20 protein-coding genes are annotated in these 20,386 nt (G+C 70.4%); 8 read left to right on the plus strand and 12 right to left on the minus strand.

Annotated elements, in window-relative coordinates; all coding sequences use genetic code 11:
- The first annotated feature begins 11 nt into the window (after positions 1–11).
- The 3 genes from EV186_RS25865 to EV186_RS25875 all read left to right on the plus strand — a co-directional run bounded on the left by EV186_RS25865 (position 12) and on the right by EV186_RS25875 (position 3,961).
- Positions 12–173: a SapB/AmfS family lanthipeptide gene (locus EV186_RS25865; protein WP_133851974.1), complete on the plus strand. Its 162-nt coding sequence runs from the start codon at positions 12–14 to the stop codon at positions 171–173.
- Between the two features lie 76 nt (positions 174–249).
- The gene (locus EV186_RS25870) at positions 250–1,911 is read left to right on the plus strand and encodes an ABC transporter ATP-binding protein (RefSeq protein WP_133851975.1); all 1,662 of its coding nucleotides are present in this window, start codon (positions 250–252) and stop codon (positions 1,909–1,911) included.
- A 361-nt stretch (positions 1,912–2,272) separates the two neighbouring features.
- Positions 2,273–3,961 (plus strand): ABC transporter ATP-binding protein, encoded by a 1,689-nt coding sequence (locus tag EV186_RS25875; RefSeq protein WP_133852180.1) that lies wholly within the window; start codon positions 2,273–2,275, stop codon positions 3,959–3,961.
- 154 nt (positions 3,962–4,115) lie between these two features.
- Here the strand turns inward: EV186_RS25875 and EV186_RS25880 are convergent, their stop codons facing one another.
- A complete protein-coding gene (locus EV186_RS25880) occupies positions 4,116–5,663 on the minus strand; it encodes an FAD-binding oxidoreductase (protein WP_133851976.1) in 1,548 nt (515 codons plus the stop codon).
- Between the two features lie 177 nt (positions 5,664–5,840).
- On the opposite strand from EV186_RS25880, the gene EV186_RS25890 reads away from it, so the two are divergent.
- Genes EV186_RS25890 through EV186_RS25900 form a run of 3 tightly spaced genes read left to right on the plus strand, consistent with a single transcriptional unit; the run spans position 5,841 to position 7,027 of the window.
- Complete coding sequence (locus tag EV186_RS25890) at positions 5,841–6,362, plus strand: CGNR zinc finger domain-containing protein (RefSeq protein WP_133851978.1); 522 nt, start codon at positions 5,841–5,843, stop codon at positions 6,360–6,362.
- A gap of 9 nt (positions 6,363–6,371) precedes the next feature.
- Entirely contained in the window at positions 6,372–6,749 is a 378-nt protein-coding gene (locus EV186_RS25895) for a DUF7822 domain-containing protein (RefSeq protein ID WP_133851979.1), read from the plus strand.
- The gene (locus EV186_RS25900) at positions 6,746–7,027 is read left to right on the plus strand and encodes a hypothetical protein (protein ID WP_133851980.1); all 282 of its coding nucleotides are present in this window, start codon (positions 6,746–6,748) and stop codon (positions 7,025–7,027) included. The genes EV186_RS25895 and EV186_RS25900 overlap by 4 nt, the downstream gene beginning before the upstream one ends.
- Here EV186_RS25900 and EV186_RS25905 read toward each other — a convergent pair.
- Positions 7,024–9,192, minus strand: a complete 2,169-nt coding sequence (locus EV186_RS25905) for an FUSC family protein (protein ID WP_133851981.1) — start codon at positions 9,190–9,192, stop codon at positions 7,024–7,026. The two genes, EV186_RS25900 and EV186_RS25905, sit on opposite strands and share 4 nt — an antisense overlap.
- A gap of 71 nt (positions 9,193–9,263) precedes the next feature.
- Between EV186_RS25905 and EV186_RS25910 the strand changes: the two genes are divergently transcribed.
- The gene (locus EV186_RS25910; protein ID WP_243754271.1) at positions 9,264–9,755 is read left to right on the plus strand and encodes a MarR family winged helix-turn-helix transcriptional regulator; all 492 of its coding nucleotides are present in this window, start codon (positions 9,264–9,266) and stop codon (positions 9,753–9,755) included.
- A 338-nt stretch (positions 9,756–10,093) separates the two neighbouring features.
- On the opposite strand, the gene EV186_RS25915 is transcribed toward EV186_RS25910, so the two are convergent.
- From EV186_RS25915 to EV186_RS25935, 5 genes are all read right to left on the minus strand, one after another.
- Positions 10,094–11,212: an HNH endonuclease signature motif containing protein gene (locus tag EV186_RS25915; RefSeq protein WP_166659329.1), complete on the minus strand. Its 1,119-nt coding sequence runs from the start codon at positions 11,210–11,212 to the stop codon at positions 10,094–10,096.
- Between the two features lie 279 nt (positions 11,213–11,491).
- Positions 11,492–11,965, minus strand: coding sequence for an SRPBCC family protein (locus EV186_RS25920; RefSeq protein WP_133851984.1), 474 nt, complete (start codon positions 11,963–11,965; stop codon positions 11,492–11,494).
- An 18-nt stretch (positions 11,966–11,983) separates the two neighbouring features.
- Positions 11,984–12,592: a LutC/YkgG family protein gene (locus EV186_RS25925; protein ID WP_133851985.1), complete on the minus strand. Its 609-nt coding sequence runs from the start codon at positions 12,590–12,592 to the stop codon at positions 11,984–11,986.
- Entirely contained in the window at positions 12,589–13,992 is a 1,404-nt protein-coding gene (locus tag EV186_RS25930) for a LutB/LldF family L-lactate oxidation iron-sulfur protein (RefSeq protein ID WP_133852181.1), read from the minus strand. The genes EV186_RS25925 and EV186_RS25930 overlap by 4 nt, the downstream gene beginning before the upstream one ends.
- Positions 13,993–14,003: 11 nt before the next feature.
- A complete protein-coding gene (locus EV186_RS25935; protein WP_133851986.1) occupies positions 14,004–14,741 on the minus strand; it encodes a (Fe-S)-binding protein in 738 nt (245 codons plus the stop codon).
- A gap of 63 nt (positions 14,742–14,804) precedes the next feature.
- Between EV186_RS25935 and EV186_RS25940 the strand changes: the two genes are divergently transcribed.
- Entirely contained in the window at positions 14,805–15,506 is a 702-nt protein-coding gene (locus EV186_RS25940) for a FadR/GntR family transcriptional regulator (protein WP_133851987.1), read from the plus strand.
- Between the two features lie 47 nt (positions 15,507–15,553).
- Here EV186_RS25940 and EV186_RS25945 read toward each other — a convergent pair whose 3' ends face one another.
- From EV186_RS25945 to EV186_RS25965, 5 genes are read right to left on the minus strand one after another with little or no spacing between them, the layout of a single operon-like run.
- Positions 15,554–16,456 carry an aldo/keto reductase gene (locus tag EV186_RS25945; RefSeq protein WP_243754272.1) on the minus strand — a complete coding sequence of 301 codons (903 nt, stop codon included), beginning with the start codon at positions 16,454–16,456 and terminating at the stop codon, positions 15,554–15,556.
- On the minus strand, positions 16,453–16,764 hold the full coding sequence (locus EV186_RS25950; RefSeq protein WP_133851989.1) for an L-rhamnose mutarotase: 312 nt from the start codon (positions 16,762–16,764) through the stop codon (positions 16,453–16,455). The genes EV186_RS25945 and EV186_RS25950 overlap by 4 nt, the downstream gene beginning before the upstream one ends.
- The gene (locus EV186_RS25955) at positions 16,765–17,802 is read right to left on the minus strand and encodes an ABC transporter permease (RefSeq protein ID WP_208115783.1); all 1,038 of its coding nucleotides are present in this window, start codon (positions 17,800–17,802) and stop codon (positions 16,765–16,767) included.
- A gap of 7 nt (positions 17,803–17,809) precedes the next feature.
- Complete coding sequence (locus tag EV186_RS25960; protein WP_133851990.1) at positions 17,810–19,321, minus strand: sugar ABC transporter ATP-binding protein; 1,512 nt, start codon at positions 19,319–19,321, stop codon at positions 17,810–17,812.
- Positions 19,308–20,366: a sugar ABC transporter substrate-binding protein gene (locus EV186_RS25965; RefSeq protein ID WP_133851991.1), complete on the minus strand. Its 1,059-nt coding sequence runs from the start codon at positions 20,364–20,366 to the stop codon at positions 19,308–19,310. The genes EV186_RS25960 and EV186_RS25965 overlap by 14 nt, the downstream gene beginning before the upstream one ends.
- Between the last annotated feature and the right edge of the window lie 20 nt (positions 20,367–20,386).

Here is a 20,386-nt window from a genome sequence, read left to right on the forward strand (position 1 = left end):
AAGGAAGACCGATGGACGTTGTCCTCGACCTGCAGGCCATGGAAGGCCCGGAACTCATGGACGGGCACGGTGATGGCGATGGCTGCGGCGGCCACGGTCACGGAGGGCACAGCCACCTGAGCCTGCTGGCGGCCTGTGCGCACAGCACGATCAGCCTGCTCGGCTGCTGGTAGGCACGGTGAGGCGGGAGCGGCGGGAGGATCGGGCGGCCGCTCCCGCTCACCATCACGGACGAAACGGGGTCGGTGGATGGCGAGTCGGGCCGGCGACACGCTGCTGATCGAGGTGGCACGCCGGCGTCCAGGCACCCTGGCGGCGGTCGTCGCGGCATCGTTGGTCGCCTTGGTGGCGGGCCTGTTGTTGCCGAACGCTCTGGCCGGTGCCGTGGACGCCGCCATCTCCGGTCGGGTATCGGTCGTGTTCCTGGCCGTGGTCGGCGGGTTGGAGGTGGCCGGCGCGACCGTCGGCGGGCTCCTGGCGTCGACGCTCACCGCGCAGACAACCGCCGTGTTGCGCCGATTCCTGGTGCGCGCCCGCATCGGTGCCGGGGTCCGGTCGCCCTTCGCGCCGGGCGATGCCGTGAGCCGCTTGGCCGGCGACTGCACGAACGCGGGCGCCATCGCGTCGATCTTCGTGCAGTTGGCGACGTCCTTGGTGATGTCGTTGGGCGCGATCGTGCTGCTGGCGTTGCTGGACTGGCGCCTCGCGCTCGTGTTCGTGTTCGGTGTGCCGCCGGCGTTGGTGCTGGCCCGTGGCCACGTCCGGCTCACCGCCGACGACGTACTGACCTACCAGCGGGTGTCCGGCGAGATCAGCGCCCGGTTGCTGGATGCGGTGCGCGGCCTGCGCACGATCGCCGCGTCCGGGACCGCGGCTCAGGAAACTTCCCGTGTCCTCCGCCCGCTGCCTGAGCTCGCGGCGGCGGGCAGCGGCATGTGGCGTGCGCAGGCGTCGATGGTCTGGCGGGCCGCGTTGTTGTACCCGGCGGTGGAATTGGCGGTGCTGGCCGCGGCCGGGTTCGGCGTCCTGCAAGGGAGGTTGTCGTTCGGTGACGTGCTGGCCGCCCTCGGCTACGTCGGGCTGGGCATGGGCCTGGTCGGCCAGATCCCCGTGCTGACCACCCTGGCCCGGGCCCGTTCGTCGGCCGAGCGCATCGCCGAGGTGCTGGACGCACCGCGCGCCCCGCACGGCACCCACCTGGCCCTGCCCGGCCCCGGTGCCATCACCTTCGACCACGTCGGCGTGGCCGGCATCCTGTCCGATGTGGAATTCACGGTGCCGGGTGGCGCAGTGGTGGCGGTGGTCGGCCGTTCGGGTTCCGGCAAGTCCACAGTGGTCGGTCTGATCGGCGGCTTGGCCGAGCCCGACCGCGGCCGCGTCCTCCTGGATGGAGTCCCGGTGACGGACCTGCGCCCCGAAGCGTTGCGCCACTTGGTGGCCTACGCTTTCGAACGCCCCGCGCTGCTGGGCGGTTCGGTGGCCGACACCGTCGCCTACGGCACCCGCGCGAGCCACGACGCGATCGAATCGGCGTGCCGTGCCGCCCAAGTACACGACCTCATCGTGCGCCTGCCCCTGGGCTACGCCACGCCGCTGGCTGAAACCCCGCTCTCGGGCGGCGAAGCCCAGCGCCTGGGCCTGGCCAGGGCGGTGGTCCGCTCCCCCAACGTCCTCGTCCTCGACGACGCCACCGCCAGCCTGGACACGGTGACCGAGGCGCGCGTGACCGACGCGCTCCGGTATGCGCTGCCCGGCCGCACCCGCATCGTGGTGACCCACCGCGCGGCAACCGCGGCCCGCGCCGATCACGTGGTCTGGCTGGACAACGGCAAACTCCGCGGCTTCGCCGCCCACCAGGACCTGTGGGCAGACCCCGACTACCGCGCTCTGTTCACCGGGGACGACTCATGACAACCCTCCCGTCACTGAGGTTTTCCACAGGCACCCGGTTGTCCACAGATCCCGCCAAACCCCGTTCCCGCCCCCGCCAACCGATAGACTGGACCTCGGGGAGCCCCCAAGGGCAGGGTGGGGCTTGTCACGCGCGCGCGAGAGCGAAAACGTTTGCGGGCAAGGCGATTCACTGGTGCTTGGCCCCCGCCCACCCGGTCGGTAACGGCGTCAGAGGTTTCGCGCGGCCCACAACCGGTTGCGGGCCCGCGCCCGCCGAGCAATGGCGCGCGGCCGACGAAACTCCGCCTACCCCACGAGCGCAGCCCTCCACCCGCCGCGCCGATCCACCATTCGCGCGCCAAGGCGGTGACGGCCGGTGATCGGGGTCAGGCGCCTCTACTGGACCGCGCTGGCCGGGCGGTGGCGGGCGGTCCTCGTCCTGGCCGCCTGTTCGTTGCTCGAAGGCGTTCCCGCTTTCCTCTCCGGCCGCCTCGTCCAGCTCGCGGTCGACGAGGGATTCGCGGCCGGGGCGCCGGGCGTGGGCCTGACCTGGCTGGGCGTGTTCGCGGCGGTCGCGGTGGCGGGGGCGATGGGGTCGCGGTTGGTGTGGCGTCACGTCGGCGCGTTGGTCGAGCCGATGCGCGACGCCTTGGTCGCGCGGGTGGTGCGCGGGATCCTCGAAGCGCCGACCCCGCCGCGCAACCAGCCCGACGCGAGTGGCGTCGCCCGCCTCACCCAGCACGTCGAGGTGGTGCGTGACGCGACGGCCGGGCTCCTCGTGCAGACGCGCGGGTTGCTGGTCACCACGGCGGGCGCACTCCTCGGCGTCGTCACCATCGCGGGCCCGCTCGGGTGGCTGGTGACCCTGCCAGTCGTTGTCACGATTGGCTTGTTCGCCTGCCTGCTGCCCAGCATCGCCGCCCGGCAGCGGGCTGTCGCGCTCGCGGACGAGGGCACGGCCGAGCGCGCGGGCACGATCTTCGACGGGATGCGGGACGTGGTCGCCTGCGGCGGCGAGCAAGCGGCGGCCGCGAGCGTGTCGGGAGCGATCGAGGCGCAAGCGCGGGCCGCGGTGGCGATGGCGCGGGCGTCGGCGTTGCGGTCGTTGGTGATCGCCATCGGCGGGTTCGTGCCGTTGGTGCTCGTGTTGGCAGCAGCCCCGGGGATGGTGGCGGCCGGCGAGCTGAGCGCGGGCGCGGCGCTCGGCTCGCTGGTCTACCTCACCGCGACGCTGCAGCCCGCGTTGCAGGGTCTCGCTTCCGCGGCCACCACGGTGATCCTGCGGTTGCTGGTCGCGTTGCGGCGCCTGGCCGAGGTCGCGGACCTGCCACCGCGGCGGCCAGGGCACGCGGTGCCGGTCGGCGACCAGGTCGTCGCGCGGGGCGTGACGTTCCGCTGGGGCGCGGGCGCCGAACCCATCGTGCACGACCTCGACCTGACCCTCGCGCCCGGCGAACACCTGGCCGTCGTCGGGCCGAGTGGCATCGGGAAGTCCACAGTGGCCGGTCTGCTGACCGGCATGCTCGCCCCGGACGGCGGCGTGGTCATCCTCGGCGGCATGCCCGTGCGCGAGGTCAACGCCGAGCGGCGCCACCGGATGATGGCGCTGGTGCCGCAGGAGGCGTACTTGTTCACCGGCACCGTGCGGGAGAACCTGGCCCTGTTCGCCCCCGACGCCGACGACGCCCGCCTGTGGACCGCCGTCGAAGCCGTGGGTGCGGCCGACCTGATCGCCCGCCTGGGCGGCCTCGACGCTGAGCTGGGCCACGGCGCGACGGAGCTGTCCGCCGGCGAGCGCCAACTCCTTGCCCTGGCCCGGATCTACGCGCACCCGGCACCGATCGTCATCCTGGACGAGGCGACGTCCCATCTAGACCCGGCGACCGAACTCCGCGCCGAACGCGCCTTCGCCGCCCGCAGCGGCACCTTGGTCGTGATCGCGCACCGGCCCGCGTCGGCCTTGCGGGCCCACCGAATCCTCGTCATGGACGGCGCCGACACCACCGTCGGCACCCACGACGAGCTCCTGACCCGGTCCCCGCGCTACGCGGAGCTCTTCGCCGCCTGACCATCCACTTATCCACAGCCGACCAGTTATCCACAGATCCGGTCGTGACCCCCCGCTCCCTGCCCATGCTCGATAGACTGGACTAGGGCTGCCCCCCGGGAGGGCGGGGGTCTGCTTTTGTTCAGGGGCAAAGGAAACAGCGCTCGAGTGTGGATCACGGATCCAGCAGGACCCCGGGGTTCAAGATGCCCGTCGGATCCAGCGCCGACTTCGCGCCACGCAACGCCGCGGCGAACACGTCCGGTCGCTGCCGGTCGTACCAAGGACGGTGATCCCGGCCCACCGCGTGGTGGTGGGTGATCGTCCCGCCCGCCGCCACGATCGCTTCGGAGACCGCCGCCTTGATCTCGTCCCACTGCGCCACCGTGCTCCCCCAGCGCCCGGCCGCGTAGACGCCGAAGTAGGGCGCCGGACCGTCCGGGTAGACGTGGGTGAACCGGCACGTCACGACCCCGGCGCCGGCCACTTCCTTGATCGCCGCCGTCGCCGCCGCCACGACGCCCGAGTGCAGGGACGCGAACCGGTCCCAGGTGCACGCGGTCTCGAACGTCTCGACGATCATCGACTGCTGCGCCAGCGCATCCCGCTGATAAGGCATCCGCAAGAACGACGACCGCCACGCCGAACTCGCCTCGTCCGAGGACTGCACGACCCCACCGTGATCACGGCACAGTTCCAGCGCGCGATCCATGGTGGACGCAACGGGGTGGTCGGCCGACTCGAATCCCAGCACCAGCACGCTGGCCGAAGCGCCGGCGTTGATGAAGGCCTCCGCCGGGTCCAGCAACCGGCAGTTCGCCGGGTACAACCCCGCCTGCGCGATAACCCGAGCCGCGGTCACACCGTCCGCATAGGACGCGAACTCCACCGAAGCCCGCGCACGCCACCGCGGTCGCTCCTGCACCCGCAGCCACGCCTCGGTGATGATCCCCAGCGTCCCCTCCGAGCCGAGGAACAACCGGTCGGGCGACGGTCCGGCTCCCGAGCCCGGCAGCCGGCGCGACTCGGCCACCCCCGACGGCGTCACCACCCGCAAGGACTCGACCAAGTCGTCGATGTGCGTGTACAGCGTCGCGTAGTGCCCGCCAGCGCGCGTGGCCAGCCAGCCACCGAGCGAGGAGAACTCGAAGGACTGCGGGAAGTGCCGCAACGTCAATCCGTGCGGTCGCAGCTGATCTTCCAGCGCCGGACCGAGAACTCCCGCCTGAATGCGGGCCGCCCGGCTCACTGAATCCACTTCGGACACCGCGGCCAAGTGTCCCAGGTCGACGGTGACGGCCGGGCCGTCGAAGCGCGGCTCGATCCCGCCGACCACCGAACTGCCGCCACCGTAGGGAATCACCGCGATGTCCGACGAGCACCAGTCCAGCAGGTCGATCACGTCCTGCTCGGTGCGCGGCCGCGCGATCACGTCCGGCACCGACGCCAGCGAGCCGTGCAGGTTCCGCACCACGTCACGGAAAGCCTTGCCGTGGCCGTGCGCGGCCCGGTCCTCGACCGAGGACGAGCACAGGCGCGCCAGTGAAGGGGGCGGCGCCACAACCGGAGCAGGCAGATCGAGCGAGGGCAGCGCGGGCGGCTCGTGCACGGTCAGATCGGCGCCGGGCAGCAGCGCGGCCACCCGTGCGGTCAGCCGGTCACGCTCGTCCCCGCGCACCGCGTTCTCGACGGTCCCCCAACCCCACCAAGAGCGCGTCGCCATGCGCGCACGCTACCGGCCGGGTGGCGCCGACCACCACACCGTCCGCCCGCACGAGCCACGCCCCGCACACGCAGCGGTGGTAGGTGACGGAGCCGTGCGGACGGCCGTGCTGTGGGAGTTCGGCGACCGGGCATCCACATCTTGGGCACATACCGGCCACTGTGCTGTAATGGTTCAGTGCATTTCAACCCTTACGGTGGGCCGGCCGCCCAGGTGGCCGTCGACCTGGCCAACCTGGACGAGCAGACCGCCGAGCGGCAGTTCGCCACGGTGCGCGCGCACGGGATGTCCGTGACGGAACCGACGCCGCGGCAAGCACGCGCGCTGGCGAAGTGGTCGGCACGGCTGCACGCCGTGTTCGCCGAGCCGGACAACGACGTGCGGGTCGACATGGTCAACGCGTTGCTCGCCGAGTCGGCGTGCCGCCCGTACATCACGCGCCACGACGGCAAGCCCGCGCACATCCACTACTCCGGTGCGCACGACGACACCTTGCGCCGGATCTGCGCCTACACCGCGGGCGGCCTCGCGCACCTGCTCTGCGAGGACGGCGACCGGATGGGCGTGTGTGCGAGCGACGGCTGCACGACCGCCTTCGTCGACACCTCCCGCAACGGGCGGCGCCGGTACTGCTCCACCCGCTGCGCCACGCGCGTCCACGTGGCCCACCACCGCGAACGTGTCGGTGCTCAACCGTAGGATCCGACCATGGCAAATCGGTCTTATTTGTACAGCTTGAGCAACCGCCCCACCGCCTACGACGACCGCCCCGACACGATCAGCGGCCTGTCCGAGTGGCCCTACGCGGTGCCGTTCTCCTTCCGCGTCCTGCTGTCCGGCGACCCGCAACTGTGCCCGTCGCTCATCTCGGACGGCTTCGACGACGACCCGCCGGAGGCGAAGACCGCGCTGTACGCGATCAGCGGCGACTTCGACGCCGGGTTCGCGCGCCTGCGCAGGTTCGCGGCGGCCGCCCGCACCCTCGGCACCACCGAGCTGAACACGACGCTCGACGAGACCGAAGCTTCCTCGACCAGCACCGGGACAAGTTCCTGCTGCTCGAGACGGTCGAGCTTGACTGCATGACCGAGGACTTCGCCGACGGGATGCGCGCGTGCGTCGAGCGCGAGCTCGAGGAGTGCAAGCGGGTCGGTGCCGCCATCGACGCCCTGCCCGACGACCCGGCTGCGGCGGGCGCGATCCTGGCGAAGGCGACCGGCGCCTTCGAGGGTCTGGTGTTCGACGACGGTTTCGACAACACCCGCGACGACCGCACGGAGTACCCGCTCGGCCTGAGCTACTGGACCGACGTGCTCTACTTCGCGCTCTGGGACAAGGCCACCTTCGCGGCCAACGAGGCTTAGAGAGCTACGGCAGCGGTCGGCAACGGGCGTGGCGACAACGGCTCGCCCGGTTCGGCGAGTTCGCACAACAAGTGCTGCAAGTGGATCAACGGCAGGCGCACCGGGTCACTGGCCAGGTCTTCGGGCGTGCACCCACCGTCGAACAAGGCGGCATCGGCGTCGGCCAGCGGTCGTTCGGCCGCCGGTTCGCGCCGGCCGGGCGTGGCGGCGGTCAGTTCCGTTGCGGCAGCGGCAAGGGAGCGGCTCGCCTGCGCCGCGCGCTCGGCGTCCTGGCGCGGGCCGGGACGACGCAACGCCACGGTGAGCGCCCGCGCGTGACCGGCCAGCGCCGCGTACAGGGTCAGACGGTGCCGGGTGCGCGACGGGCTGTTGCGCCACACCAGCGGCCGGGTCAGCGGCTTCGCCACCAGCGCGAGGCCGCGGACCCGGTCGTCCAGGCCGCGGGAGCGGGCATCCAGGCCGGCCGGCGAGCACTCGCCCGCCAGGCACTGGCTTGCCGCGTCGAGCAATTCGGCCAACGCGGTCAGCACGCCGTCGCGGGCGGTGCGCACGGTGTCGCGGGTGCTGAGCGGCAGCACCACGAGGGCCACGACGAAGCCCGCGAGCGCGCCGACCGCGGTCTCCTCCAGCCGCAGCACCAGCAGGCCGTCGCTGAACTGGTGCAGCACGGTGTAGAGCTGCCCGACCATGATCGTGACGAAGAAGATCATGTACACATAGGACACCTGGAGCAGGTAGAACCCGAAGAACATGCTGGCCACGATGGTGATCAGGACCAGCGCCGTGCTGCCGGAGGTCAGGTCCGCCAACCAGATCGACGCGAACAGCCCGACCAGCGTGCCGACGACCCGGTTCACGCCCTTGATGAAGGATTCCGAACGGGTGGCCGTGCCCGCGAACATGACGAACGCGGCGATCACCGCCCAGTAGTACCTGGTCGTGTCCAGCTCGCGGCCGAGCACGATGGCGAGCGCGCCCGCGACCGCGACCTGCACGGCTTGCCGCGTGGTCAGGTCGACGCGGGCCAGCGGGTTCCAGCGGCCGCCGCGGGCCGGGACGTCCGCGGCCACCGACGCCGAGCCGGGCAGGTTGCCCATGGCCAGGCTGACCGCGGGTTCGAACTCGTCGACCTCGGCCGCCGCGGGCGGCGGCACCGAGCGGCTCGCGGCGAGCTCGACGAACTCCAGCGTGGCCACGGCCAGGTGCCGGGCGGGCCAGTGCTCGGGTGCACTGGTCAGGTTGCGGGCCAGGCGTGCGGCGGCCGCGTCGTCGTGGCGGGCCAGGCGGTCGAGCAGCCGCAGGGCTTCGCGCGCGGTGCCGCGGTCGCCGTCGGCCAGGGCGAGCGCCGCGGCCGCGATGGTGTCCACGCCCTGGTGCGCGTCGATCAGCCGGCGCCGCAACGCGGGTCCCGACCAGCCCTCGGGCAGCGCACCGGGCTCGCCGGACCAGCCCTCGACCAGCAACGCGACGTCGGCGAGCCGGTCCTGCTGGCGGCGCAACGCGCGCCGGGCGCGCTCCGTTCGGCGGCCTTCGACCACGTCTTCGAGCAGGTCGGCCCCAGCGCGGGCGACCGCGCGGGCACGGGCGTCGAAGGCGCGGACGACGTGGCCAAGGGTGCGCAACGGGTTCGTGCGCATGAACGTCAGCGACAGGAGCAGCACCCACGCGGTGCCGATGCCGACGGCGATCAGCAGGGTCGGCACCGTGGCCATGGTCGCCTTCAGGAAGGCGGCGAAGAAGTAGCCCATCCACGTCATGAAGCCGTAGAAGAAGAACGCGACACCGAAGCGCCGGACGAACACGGCGACGAACATGACCGCGACGAACACCGCGAGCATCAGATCGGTGTGCCCGCCGACCGCGACCCCGGCGAGGATGCCGACGCCGATGGCGACCGGGAAGAAGGCCGCGGTGAGGATCTTGGTGCCCGCACCCTGCTCGTTGAGCAGGGCCATCGAGCCCATCATCGCGACGACCGAGCCGAGCAGCGTGGCGACGAGCGTCGTCTGCGCGGCGGCGCCGGCGACGCTGAAGATCGCGAACTCGACGCCCAGCGCGCTGGCCATGCTGAGCGCGCCCGCGACGGCCAACCGAAGCCGGCCCAGGCCCGGGTCCCAGGCGACGAACCGGTCCCACAACTCTCCGACCCAGCTCGTGGTCCTCATGTCGTCACCCATATACCGGTATCGTACCGGTAAACACAGGTATGACCCCGATATCCAGGGCGGGAGTGACGGTGGACACGGACGACACGCTCGGCGTGATCGAGGTGGCGGCCGCCGTCCTCGTACGCAACTTCGAGCTGCTGCGACGGCGCACGCCCGCACCCGTGCTGGACCGGTCGGAGTACTTGTTGCTACGCACGTTGGACGCGACCGGCCCCGCGGACATCTGCGGCCTGGCTGCCGCCCTCGGCCTGGACCCGTCAACCGTCGGCCGGCAAGTGGCGGCAATGGCGGGGAAGTCGTTGGTGGCGCGCCGCCCGTCGGACACCGACCGGCGGCGCAGCATCGTGTCCCCGACGCAGGCGGGCTTGACCGCGATGGAGACGGTGCGCGCGGAGCGCCGCGCGGGCACGGCGGAGCTGCTGGCCGGTTGGAGCGATGCGGACCTGCGCACCCTCGCGGAGATGTTCACGAGGTACAACCGTGCGGTCGCCGAGCACCACTTGATCGAACCGGCGACCACTCCCAAGCCGGCTGTCGACGCCTTGCTTCCGGCTATGTAGTGGGGGCTGCCGCGGGTGGTCCATTGGTGGTCTGGCCGCTAGCCGAGGGCTTGGCTGGGTCGGTTGGGCTCGCTGTCTTAGCGGGTTTCCCTTGTTGCCCTTCAACCTCGGGCTCAAGTGTTTAACACGCTGAGGTCAGCCTCAAGGGCGCCTGCGGCGTCGCTCCGCGATTGCTCCGCAACCCTTGACCCTGACCGCAGCGCGCTAAAGGACGCCCGGACGAGGTTGAGGGGCAGACTGCTCGGCCAACCTCGGCCGTCGGGGTAGCGACAGCGGCCGAGCGTGGCGAGCAGCGCCGCAGATAGCGCCCGCAGCGCGGGCCGGCAGCCGCCGTGGCGTCAGGCGGTGCGCGCCCACGGTGGTTTGGTGAACACCGGCAGGCCGCTGTCCATGTGGACTTGCCAACCGGCATGATGGATCAGGCGATGATGGAATTGGCACACCAGCACCATGTTGTCCAGCCTCGTAGGACCGCCGTCAGCCCAATGTTGTACGTGGTGGGCGTGACATTGGTTGGGTGTTCGTTCGCATCCGGGGACTGCGCATCCCTTGTCTCGGATGGCGAGGGCTCTGCGCAATCGCTTGTCGGCCAGGCGTTTCGATTCGCCGATGTCAATTGGCTGGGACTTGCTACCCAGCACGACCGGGATGATTTCCGCATCGCAAGCGAACCGGCGGGCCTGCTCGGGAGTCATCCACCGGGCGTCGTCGAGAGTGGCCTTGCCGATCACGGTCTGCAGAGTCTCCAGGGAGACCGTGACCGCAATGTGCGGGCGCTCGCCACCCTCCACCGGAGCCTGCCCGGAGTCGGCGGCGAAGCGGATCACCTCCGCCAGCGCATCACCCTGACGCTCGATCAAGATGCGGTCATCGCCCGGCTGCGGCGCAGTCAGCGACGACAACAAAGGGCGCAGAACCGCAGCCGTCTCCGCGCCCAACTTGAACCGGCCCTCCAGCGAGCCATCCTCGCGCTCCTGCAAATCCAGGATGTTCTGCGCTTCCATCACGGTGGGATCGTCCAGTTCGTCACCATCCGGGTTCAGAACATCGACCATCCGCTTGCCCAGGCGGGCGAGCTGAACGGGGTTGAACTCCCGCGCCAGCTCGGCCAGATCCGCTTCGACCTGGTCGGCGTGCTCAGCGGGCACCGCCGCGACCGTCTTCGCGATCCGAGTCACGTGCTCAGTGGAGATCGCACCCTCGGCCATCGCCGCCCGGGCGGAGGGAAGCTTCGCTGGGATCACCTGACCAGTGATCCCAACCTTCGGGCACAACAGCGAAACCTGCGTCTCCAACAGCTTGGCTTCGCGTCGACCCACGCGTAGCGCGTCCATCAGGAACTGCCACAAATGCAGATACCCGGACTCACGCCAATCCACCCGAGAAATCGAATCCAGGATCGCCAGATCAAGCCGCCGACGTTCGGCGACAAGCGACTGAAGATCCCCCAGGTCCATAACCCCATCATACCACAACATACGACCAAATGGCGCAACACCAACCGGGCTCAATCCGACAAATCAACGACACAAACAACGCAACCGCAGCCCGGCAACGCAACCCAACAAAAGAGCGAACACCAGACCGCCCCTCAACCTCGTCCGGGCGCCCTTTAGCACGCTGCGGTCAGGGTCAAGGGTTGCGAAGCAATCGGCGAAGCCGACGCCGCAGGCGCCCTTGACGCTGACCGCAGCGTGCTAAACAATTGAGCCCGAGGTTGAGATCCCGAAAGCCAACTAGAAACTCTCAACCGCAGCAGCAAGCAACTCAAGAGAAACAGCCAGCTGAGCCTCAGAAACCAAAGGCACCCCAAACCGCCGCATAACCCGCTCCGGCGTCCCCGACCAATCATTGGTCAACGTCACAAGCGTCAACGACGGCCCCAAGGGTTCGAGTTCGTACCGCCAAGTCCACCCCAGCAACTCCTTGCCGGCCGGCGCAACCGCCCACTCGACGCACCGCGGCGCATCCAGCACAGTCACGTGGTTGTCGGTGCGGTACCGGTCGGTCACCTCCGGGCTCACGTAGAGCATTTCCATGGTGAACACGTCGCCGACGCGGGTGAGTTTCCCGGGCGTCAGCGATTCGCCGACCATGTCCGAGCCGTCGAAGCGGTGGTGCTCGTCCGGGGTGGCGAGCAGATCCCAGACCCGTTCGGCGGGTGCTTTGATCTCCCGCTGCGCAGAGCGAGACGTCTCCGGCGTTGTCACGTCGGCGACAGTACTGGCTCATTCGACGATGAGGACATCCAATGTTCGTGGCCCGTGCACGCCTTCGACGCGGTTCAGTTCGATGTCGCTCGTGGCCGACGGGCCGCTGATCCATGTCAACGGGCGCTTCGGATCGAGCAGTTCCGCCGCCTCCGGCACTGTCCCGACGATGCGATCCGCGGCCACGACGCACAGGTGGTAGTCCGGGATCAACGTCAATGCCCGCCGTCCTTGTCCCGGCCCGGCGTCGAGCACGATGGTGCCGGTCTCGGCGATGGCGAGGGCACTGGCGGTCAGCACTCCGTCGCACCCATCCAGCTCGGCGTTGCTCAACCCGTTGTCCTGCACCAATTCGCCGTCGAAGTCCGAGACCCACGACGACGGCAGGTCGGCGGGCACGGCCAGACGACGGACGCCGTTGGCCACCAGCCGCGCGGCGATCGCGTTGGGCAAGGCCGTCGCGGTCGTCAAGGTAACGGTGGCCCGGTAGTCGGCGATCCGCTCCGCGGCCAGGCGCACGACGTCGCCGGCGACCGTGCGGGCGTAGTCCCGGCTGACCTCCGGGGCCGGTTCGGCGCCCTCGAGTGCCGACCGGATCCGCGCCAGGATCTCGTCGCGCGCGCTCACCGGTCTGCCCACCAGTCCCGGAAACTCTGCCCTGGCACCGGCAGGTCCCGGGTGTCGGTCCACGCCGCTCCCGGGCCGGGCAGCCGCCCGATCCGGCCCCGGCGACCGAGCACCCGGCCACCGAGAGCGGCCAGTTTCTGCGCCCACCGCAACCGCCGCGGCGATCCGAACACCCAGCCCATGCCGACCATCGCCAGCCGCTCCGCCGACGGCTTGCCGCGCTTCGCGTCCACCACCTGGCCACGCAGGTGCACCAGGGCTTGCGGGATGTTGATCCGCACCGGGCACACCTCGTAGCACGCTCCGCACAGCGAGGACGCGAACGGCAGCGAAGCCGACACCGCGTCGGCGGCCACCCCACGCAACTGCGGGGTGAGGATCGCGCCGATCGGCCCCGGGTACACCGACCCGTACGCGTGACCGCCAGTGCGCTCGTAGACCGGGCACACGTTCAGGCAGGCCGAACAGCGGATGCACCGCAACGCCTGCCGGCCGATCTCATCGGCCAGCGCATCGGTGCGGCCGTTGTCCAGCAACACGATGTGCACGTCCTGCGGCCCGTCACCGGGAGCCACACCGGTCCACATCGACGTGTACGGGTTCATCCGCTCCCCGGTCGAGGACCGGGGCAGCAACTGCATCATCACCTCGAGGTCGGCGAAGGTCGGCACCACCTTCTCGATCCCCACCACGCTGATCAACGTCTCCGGCAGCGTCAGGCACATCCGCCCGTTGCCCTCGGATTCCAGCACCACCAACGTGCCGGTCTCGGCGACCGCGAAGTTCGCCCCCGAAATCCCGACCCGGGCGGACAGGAACTTGCGGCGCAGATGTGCCCGCGCCGCTCCCGCCAGTTCGATCGGCGCATCGGTCAGGCCGGCCGGGACATCGGGCATCTCCCGGGTGAAGATCTCCCGGATCTCCGCGCGGTTGCGGTGGATCGCCGGCACCAGGATGTGCGACGGCTTGTCGTGTCCCAGTTGGACGATCAGCTCGGCCAGATCCGTTTCCACCGCGGTGATCCCGTGCTCGGCCAGCGACTCGTTGAGCTCGATTTCCTGGGTGGCCATGGATTTCACCTTGACGACCTCGCTCGATCCGGTGGCCCGCACCAGCTCCAGCACGATCTTGTTGGCCTCGGCCGCGTCGCGGGCCCAGTGGACGTGCGCACCGGCGGCGGTGGCGTTGCGCTCGAACTCCACCAGGTGGTCGGCGAGGTTGCGCAGGGCTTGGTCCTTGATCCGCTCCCCCGCCACCCGCAACTGCTCCCAGTCGGGGCGCTCGGCCACCACCCGCGCACGCTTGGCGCGGATGGTGCCGGTCGCGTTGCGCAGGTTCGCCCGCAACTGGCTGTCCCGCACCGCTTCGCGGGCAGCATCGGGGAACGCGGGCATCCCCATCCACGCGCCGGTCACGCGGGCACCTCCTCGTGGGCGAGGATCTCGGCCAAGTGCATCACGCGGACGCCCGAGCGGCCACGGGAGAGCAGGCCGCCCAGGTGCATCAGGCACGAGTTGTCCGCGGCGGCGAGCACCTCGGCCCCGGTGCCGAGCACGTGCGCGATCTTGTCCTGACCCATCGCGACGGACACGTCCGCGTTCTTCACCGCGAACGTGCCACCGAACCCGCAGCACTCGGTGCTGTGCGGGAGATCGATCAGCTCCAGGCCACGCACCGCGGAAAGCAGCCGGACCGGCCGGTCGCCGAGCCCGAGCATGCGCAAGCCGTGACACGTCGGGTGGTAGGTGACCTTGTGCGGGAAGTAGGCACCCACGTCGGTCACCCCAGCCACGTCGACCAGGAACTCGGTGAACTCGTGCACCTTCGGCTGGACTTCGGTGACCGCCCGGGCGAGCTTCCGGTCGCCCGCCACCTCGGCGACGCGGCCGTAGAACTCGCGGACCATCGCCACGCACGACGCCGACGGCGCCACCACCGCCTCCGCGTCGGCGAACACCTCGACGAACCGCCGCACCAACGGCACGGCCTCCCGCTGGTACCCGGTGTTGAAGTGCATCTGCCCGCAACACGTCTGCGCCGCGGGGAACACCACCGAATGGCCGAGGCGCTCCAGCACCCGGACCACGGCCTTGCCCGTCTCCGGGAACACCGTGTCGTTGAAACACGTGATGAACAGGGCGACCTTCACGCGGGCACCTCCCATCGGCCGCTATCCTGCCAAACATCGGATGTCCAGTGGGAAGGGCGCGCGGTGCCGGTCACGGACGAGGCCATCGAGAAGATCAAGGCCATGATCGTCAGCGGGGAGCTGACGCCCGGGGCACGCCTGCCCAAGGAGGCGGACCTCGCCGAGCGGCTGGGCCTGTCCCGCAGCTCGCTGCGCGAGGCGGTCAAGGCGTTGTCGCTGATCCGCGTGCTGGACGTGCGCCAGGGCGACGGCACGTACGTCACCAGCCTCGAGCCAAACCTGCTGATGGATGCCATGGGCTTCGTCGTGGACTTCCACCAGGACGACACCGTGCTGGAATTCCTCGAGGTCCGGCGGATCCTGGAGCCGGCGGCGACGGCGATGGCCGCGGCGCAGATGCCCGAGGACGACATCGCGAAGCTGCGCGATGTGCTGTCCGAACTGGACGACGAGCCGACCGTCGAGGACCTGGTGGCCAACGACCTGGAGTTCCACCGCCGGATCGCGGCCGGCTCGGGCAACACGGTGCTGTGCTCGCTGATCGACGGGCTTTCCGGGCCGACGGCGCGGGCGCGCATCTGGCGCGGCCTCACCCAGGAGGGCGCGGTCGCGCGGACCCGGGAGCAGCACCAGCTGATCTTCGAGGCCATCGAGTCGCGGCAGCCCGAGGTGGCGCGGGCCTGGGCGACGGTGCACGTCGCCGGGGTCGAGCAGTGGCTACGCAACATGCTTGCCTCCCCGGATTCGGCGCTACCGCCCACGTGAAGCCCTGAATGTCGCATTCGGGGCGTCCAGCGTCTCGAATGCGACATTCAGGGCAGTGCAGCCCAGAGGTCCTCCGGCACCGGTTTCGCGGCCAGGGCCACGTTGGCCGCGACTTCTTCGGGTGAAGCCATGCCCAGCACCACCGAGTCCACGGCCTGGTGCCGGGCCGGGAACGCGATGGCGGCCTGCGGCAGGCTCACCCCGAACTCGTGGCACACCTCGGCGATCCGCTTCGCCTGCGCCACGCGCTCGGCCGAAGCGGGCTGGTAGTCGAACAGCTCCCCGGGCGTGTCCGTGGCGAGCATGCCGCCGTTGAACACCCCGGCAGCCAGCACCTTCACGCCACGCTCGACGCACGCGGGCAGCAGCCGGGCCTCGGCGCTGCGGTCGAGCAGCGTGTAGCGACCGGCGAGCATGACGGCGTCCACGTCGGTCTCGGTGACGAACCGGTGCAGCATCTGCCACTGGTTCATCCCCGCGCCGATCGCGCCCACCACGCCCTGGGCACGCCATTCGTGCAGCACCGGGTACGCCTCGTCCACCGCCTGCTGCCAGTGGTCGTCCGGGTCGTGCAGCAGCACGACGTCCACCCGGTCGAGCCCCAGCCGGTCCAAACTGGACTCCAGCGACCGCTTGACGCCGTCGGCGCTGAAGTCCCAGCGGCGCACGGCCGTCGCGGGCACGTCGAACCCGGCGTCCAGGTCCTGACCGGACGGCGTCACCGGTTCCAGCAGCCGGCCGACCTTGGTGGACACCTGGAACGAATCCCTTGGCAGCCCGGCAAGTCCGCGACCCAGCCGGATCTCCGCCAGACCGAGCCCGTAGTGCGGCGCCGTGTCGAAGTAGCGGATGCCCGACGCGTAGGCCGCCTCGACCGTCCGCTGGGCCACGTCGTCGGGCACCGCGTGGTACAGGTTGCCGATCGGCGCGGAGCCGAACCCGAGCTTCACGGCAGTTCCCACACCTGGTGCAGGCCCATGTCGTCGCCCGAGTAGTCGTCTTCCACGGCCAGCAGTTCGGCCATCCGCGCCTGCCACGGCACGTTCGCCGGGTGGTCGGCGAGCGCGTGCCGCATGGCCTGGTAGTCGTCCACTTCGACGACGTGGAAGAGGTCGAGCCCGTCGCGCCAGATCCGCCACGACCGCACGCCGGCCGCCCGCAACGCCTCGTCCAGCTCGGCCGGGATGACGGCGTGCACCCGCTCGTACTCGGCCTCCTTGCCCGGCTTGAGCTTGGTGTGCAGCGCGATGCGGTCCATCTAGTCTTGCGCCTTTCCGCTGGTGAGGCGGGCGAGGACCAAAGCGACGAGGATGACAAGGCCGTTGACCGCCTGGATCTGGTCGGCCTTGACCTGCGCGAGGGTCAGCACGTTCTGGATCAGGCCGAGCAGCAGCACGCCGGTCAGGGCGCCGAAGAGCGAGCCCTTGCCGCCGTCGAGGCTGATGCCGCCGATCACCGCGGCCGCGAACACCGTGAAGATCATGCCGTTGCCCTGGTTGGCCGCGACGGAGCCGAGCCGCGCGGAGAGCATCAGCCCGGCGAACGACGCGAGCACACCCGCGACGATCAGGGTGATCCAGACGACCCGCTCCACCCGGATGCCTGCGGCGCGCGCGGCCGCCGGGTTGCCGCCCACGGCGTAGAGCGAGCGGCCGACGCGGGTGTAGCCGAGCACGACGATGCCCACGGCGAAGCAGATGATCACGATCCAGATCGACAGCGGCAGCGTCAGGAACCGCAGGCTGCCCAGGTAGTCGATGGTCGGCAACCGGTTGGCCAGGTTGGAGATCGTCGCCCCACCGACGATCGCGAGTTGCAGACCACGCAACGCGATCAGCATCGCCAGCGTCACGATGAACGCCGAGAGCCGGAACTTCACGATCAGCAACCCGTTGAACGCGCCGATCAACGCGCCGAAGACCAGGCAGACCGGCAGCACCGTCCACGGCGGCCACGGCGCGCCGAACGCGGTCGTGTTGCCGACGGTCATGAAGATCGCGACGGCGGGCGCGATGCCCACCACCGACTCCAGCGACAGGTCGAACTTGCCGACGATCAGCACCAGCGCCTCGGCGAGCACGACGAGGGCGAGCTCGGTCTGGTACTTCAGCACCGTGTCGACCAGGTAGGTCTTGGTGAGGAACAGGTCCGGCTTGAGCGTGTAGCCGTAGATCAGCAGCGCGATGATCGGCGGGATCAGCGCGAGGTCACGCAGCTTGGCCAGCTTCAGCCGGGTCGACGGCCTGCGCACGTCGGGCGCCTGCACGGCCGCCTCGGTCTCCGTCGTGTCGGACACGCTCACCTCAGTCCCCGATTCCTTCTATTTGCGCCACCAGCTCGGCTTCGTCCCAGCCGCGTGGGTGTTCGGCGGTGATGCGCCCCGCGGCCATCACCACGACCCGGTCGCACATCCGCAGGTCGTCCAGTTCATCGGAGACCAGGAGCGCGCCCCGCTTCTCCCTGGTCTGCTCGTCGACCACGCCGAGCAGCGTCTCCTTGGACCGGACGTCCACGCCCGCGGTCGGCTGGACCAGGACGAGCACCTCCGGGTCGCTGGCCAACGCCCGCGCCATGACGACCTTCTGCGCGTTGCCGCCGGAGAGCTCGGCGACCGGCTGGTCGGGTCCGGCGGTGTGCACGTCCAGCTCGTCGATCATCGTGCGGGCGGCCCGGTTGCGGTTGCCCGGCAGCACGAGCCCGCCCGGCCCGAGCTTGCCCGCGATGGTCATGGTCGCGTTCTCGGCCACCGAGAGCCCGGCGACGAACCCGTCGACGTGCCGATCGCCTGGCAGGTAACCGATGCCGCCCTTGAGCGCGTCCGGCACGCTGCCCGGCCGCACCGGCCTGCCGCCCACCTCGACGAGCCCGGTTCGCTTGCGCAGCCCCGTGATCGCCTCGGCGAGCTGGCGCTTGCCGCTGGTCGCCGAGCCCGCGACGCCGACGATCTCGCCACGCCGCACGGTCAGGTCGACGCCGTGCACGAACCCGGGCACGGCGACGTCGTGCAGGCCCAGCACGGTGTCCGCGTCGTCGGGCACCGCGGACCGGTCGGCGCCGGCCTCGACCAGGCCGCGGGCCTCGCCGATCATGGCGGCCACCAGCCGGTCGTGGTCCATGTTCTCGACGGTGTCGGTGACGATGTGCCGTGCGTCGCGGAAGACCGTGACCCGCTGGCAGATCTCGTAGACCTCGGGCAGGTGGTGGGAGATGAACAAGAACGTCACGCCCTGCTCACCCAGCGCCCGCAGGCGGTCGAACAGCCGGCTGATCGCGCGGGGTTCGAGCTGCGCGGTCGGCTCGTCGAGGATCACGAACCGCGCGCCCAGCGAGAGCGCGCCCGCGATCTCCACGAGCTGGCGCTGCTCGACGGTCAGCTCGCCGCCGGGCAGGTCCGGTGCCACCGGAACCGACCACGACTCCAGCAGTTCGCTCGCCTGCCTGCGCAGCTTCGACGGGGAGAGCAACCCGAAGCGGCCGCGGGGTTGCCGGTGCAGGAACAGGTTCTCCGCCACCGACAGGTGCGGGACGATCGACGGGTGCTGGTACACGCACGCGACCCGCTCCCGCCAGGCCGTCCGGTCGGTGACCGGCGGCGCGGGCTCGCCGTTGAACAGCACGTGACCGGCGTCGGGCTTGAGCAGGCCGGTGAGCACGCCGACCATGGTCGACTTGCCTGCCCCGTTGCGACCGACGAGCGCGTGCGTCTCGCCGGCCGCGACGGTCAGCTCGCCGTCGGCCAGGGCAACAGTCGGCCCGAACCGCTTGGCGATCCCGATGGCCTCGACGACCGGGGCGCTGGGCTCAAGCTCCGGCATTGCCCCACAACGCCTTGTCGTCGACGTTGTCCTTGGTCACCAGGGGCGCGGGCAGCTGGTCCTCGAAACCGTTGGGCAGCTGGATGATCTTGCTGCCGTGGTCGGACGGGCCGGCCTTGGGCGTCACCCCGGCCATGGCCTGCTTGCACCAGTAGAGGCCGTACTGGGCGTAGGCGTCGGCCGGCTGCGAGACGGTCGCGTCGATCTCGCCCTTGCGGATCGCGTCGAACTCCTGCGGGATGCCGTCGTTGGAGACGATCACGATGTGCTTGGGGTCGTTCGGCGGGACCAGGCGACCGCGTTGCTTGAGCAGCTGCAGGGTCGGGTCGAGGAAGACGCCACCGGCCTGCATGTAGATGCCCTTGATGTCGGGGTCGGTCGACAGCCGCGTCTCCAGCGCGGCCTGCGCCTTGCCACCGTCCCACTCGGTCGGCTCCTCGAACACCTTGATGCCCGGGAACTTCTGCGTCATGCACTCCTTGAACGCCTCGGACCGGTCGCGGCCGTTGATCGAGGACAGCGCGCCTTGGAACTCCACGACCTTGCCCTTGCCGCCGAGCTGCTGGCCGAGGAACTCGCACGCCTTCTGCCCGTACGCGCGGTTGTCGGCACGCACGACCATGTAGACCTTGCCGGTGTCGGGGCGGGTGTCGACGCTGACCACCGGGATGCCCTTGCTCGCCATCTCGTCCAGCTTGGGGCCGATGGCGCCGGTGTCCTGCGGCGCGATCAGCAGCGACTTGGCGCCCTGGGTGACCAGGCTGTCCATGTTGGAGATGACGTTCTGGATCTCGTTCTGCGAGTTGGTCGTGCCGGCCAGGTTGACGCCCAGTTCCTTGGCCTTGGCCGGGATGTAGCGCGCGTAGGCGTTCCAGAAGTCGGAGTCGGCGCGCGGCAGGTCGACCCCGATCGCGCCGTTGGCGTTGCCGCCCGACGCGGGGGCCGCACCGCCGCCACCGGTGGAATCCTTGCTGCAGGCGGTGAGGGCGAGCGCGAGCGCGACGGTGACCGCCGCCGCGCCGCGAACCGATGAGGTGATCTTCATTGATGTGCCTCGATTCTGGG

Origin of the sequence: Labedaea rhizosphaerae (assembly GCF_004362825.1) — a bacterium.
GTDB lineage: Bacteria > Actinomycetota > Actinomycetes > Mycobacteriales > Pseudonocardiaceae > Labedaea > Labedaea rhizosphaerae.

Excerpts from the sequence above, each read along its gene's own strand:
- EV186_RS25930 (WP_133852181.1), bottom strand. The coding sequence starts at position 13,992 with ATGGGGATGCCCGCGTTCCCCGATGCTGCCCGCGAAGCGGTGCGGGAC.
- EV186_RS25865 (WP_133851974.1), top strand. The coding sequence starts at position 12 with ATGGACGTTGTCCTCGACCTGCAGGCCATGGAAGGCCCGGAACTCATG.
- EV186_RS25915 (WP_166659329.1), bottom strand. The coding sequence starts at position 11,212 with ATGGACCTGGGGGATCTTCAGTCGCTTGTCGCCGAACGTCGGCGGCTT.
- EV186_RS25880 (WP_133851976.1), bottom strand. The coding sequence starts at position 5,663 with ATGGCGACGCGCTCTTGGTGGGGTTGGGGGACCGTCGAGAACGCGGTG.
- EV186_RS25870 (WP_133851975.1), top strand. The coding sequence starts at position 250 with ATGGCGAGTCGGGCCGGCGACACGCTGCTGATCGAGGTGGCACGCCGG.
- EV186_RS25960 (WP_133851990.1), bottom strand. The coding sequence starts at position 19,321 with ATGCCGGAGCTTGAGCCCAGCGCCCCGGTCGTCGAGGCCATCGGGATC.
- EV186_RS25895 (WP_133851979.1), top strand. The coding sequence starts at position 6,372 with ATGGCAAATCGGTCTTATTTGTACAGCTTGAGCAACCGCCCCACCGCC.
- EV186_RS25965 (WP_133851991.1), bottom strand. The coding sequence starts at position 20,366 with ATGAAGATCACCTCATCGGTTCGCGGCGCGGCGGCGGTCACCGTCGCG.
- EV186_RS25900 (WP_133851980.1), top strand. The coding sequence starts at position 6,746 with ATGACCGAGGACTTCGCCGACGGGATGCGCGCGTGCGTCGAGCGCGAG.
- EV186_RS25950 (WP_133851989.1), bottom strand. The coding sequence starts at position 16,764 with ATGGACCGCATCGCGCTGCACACCAAGCTCAAGCCGGGCAAGGAGGCC.
- EV186_RS25905 (WP_133851981.1), bottom strand. The coding sequence starts at position 9,192 with ATGAGGACCACGAGCTGGGTCGGAGAGTTGTGGGACCGGTTCGTCGCC.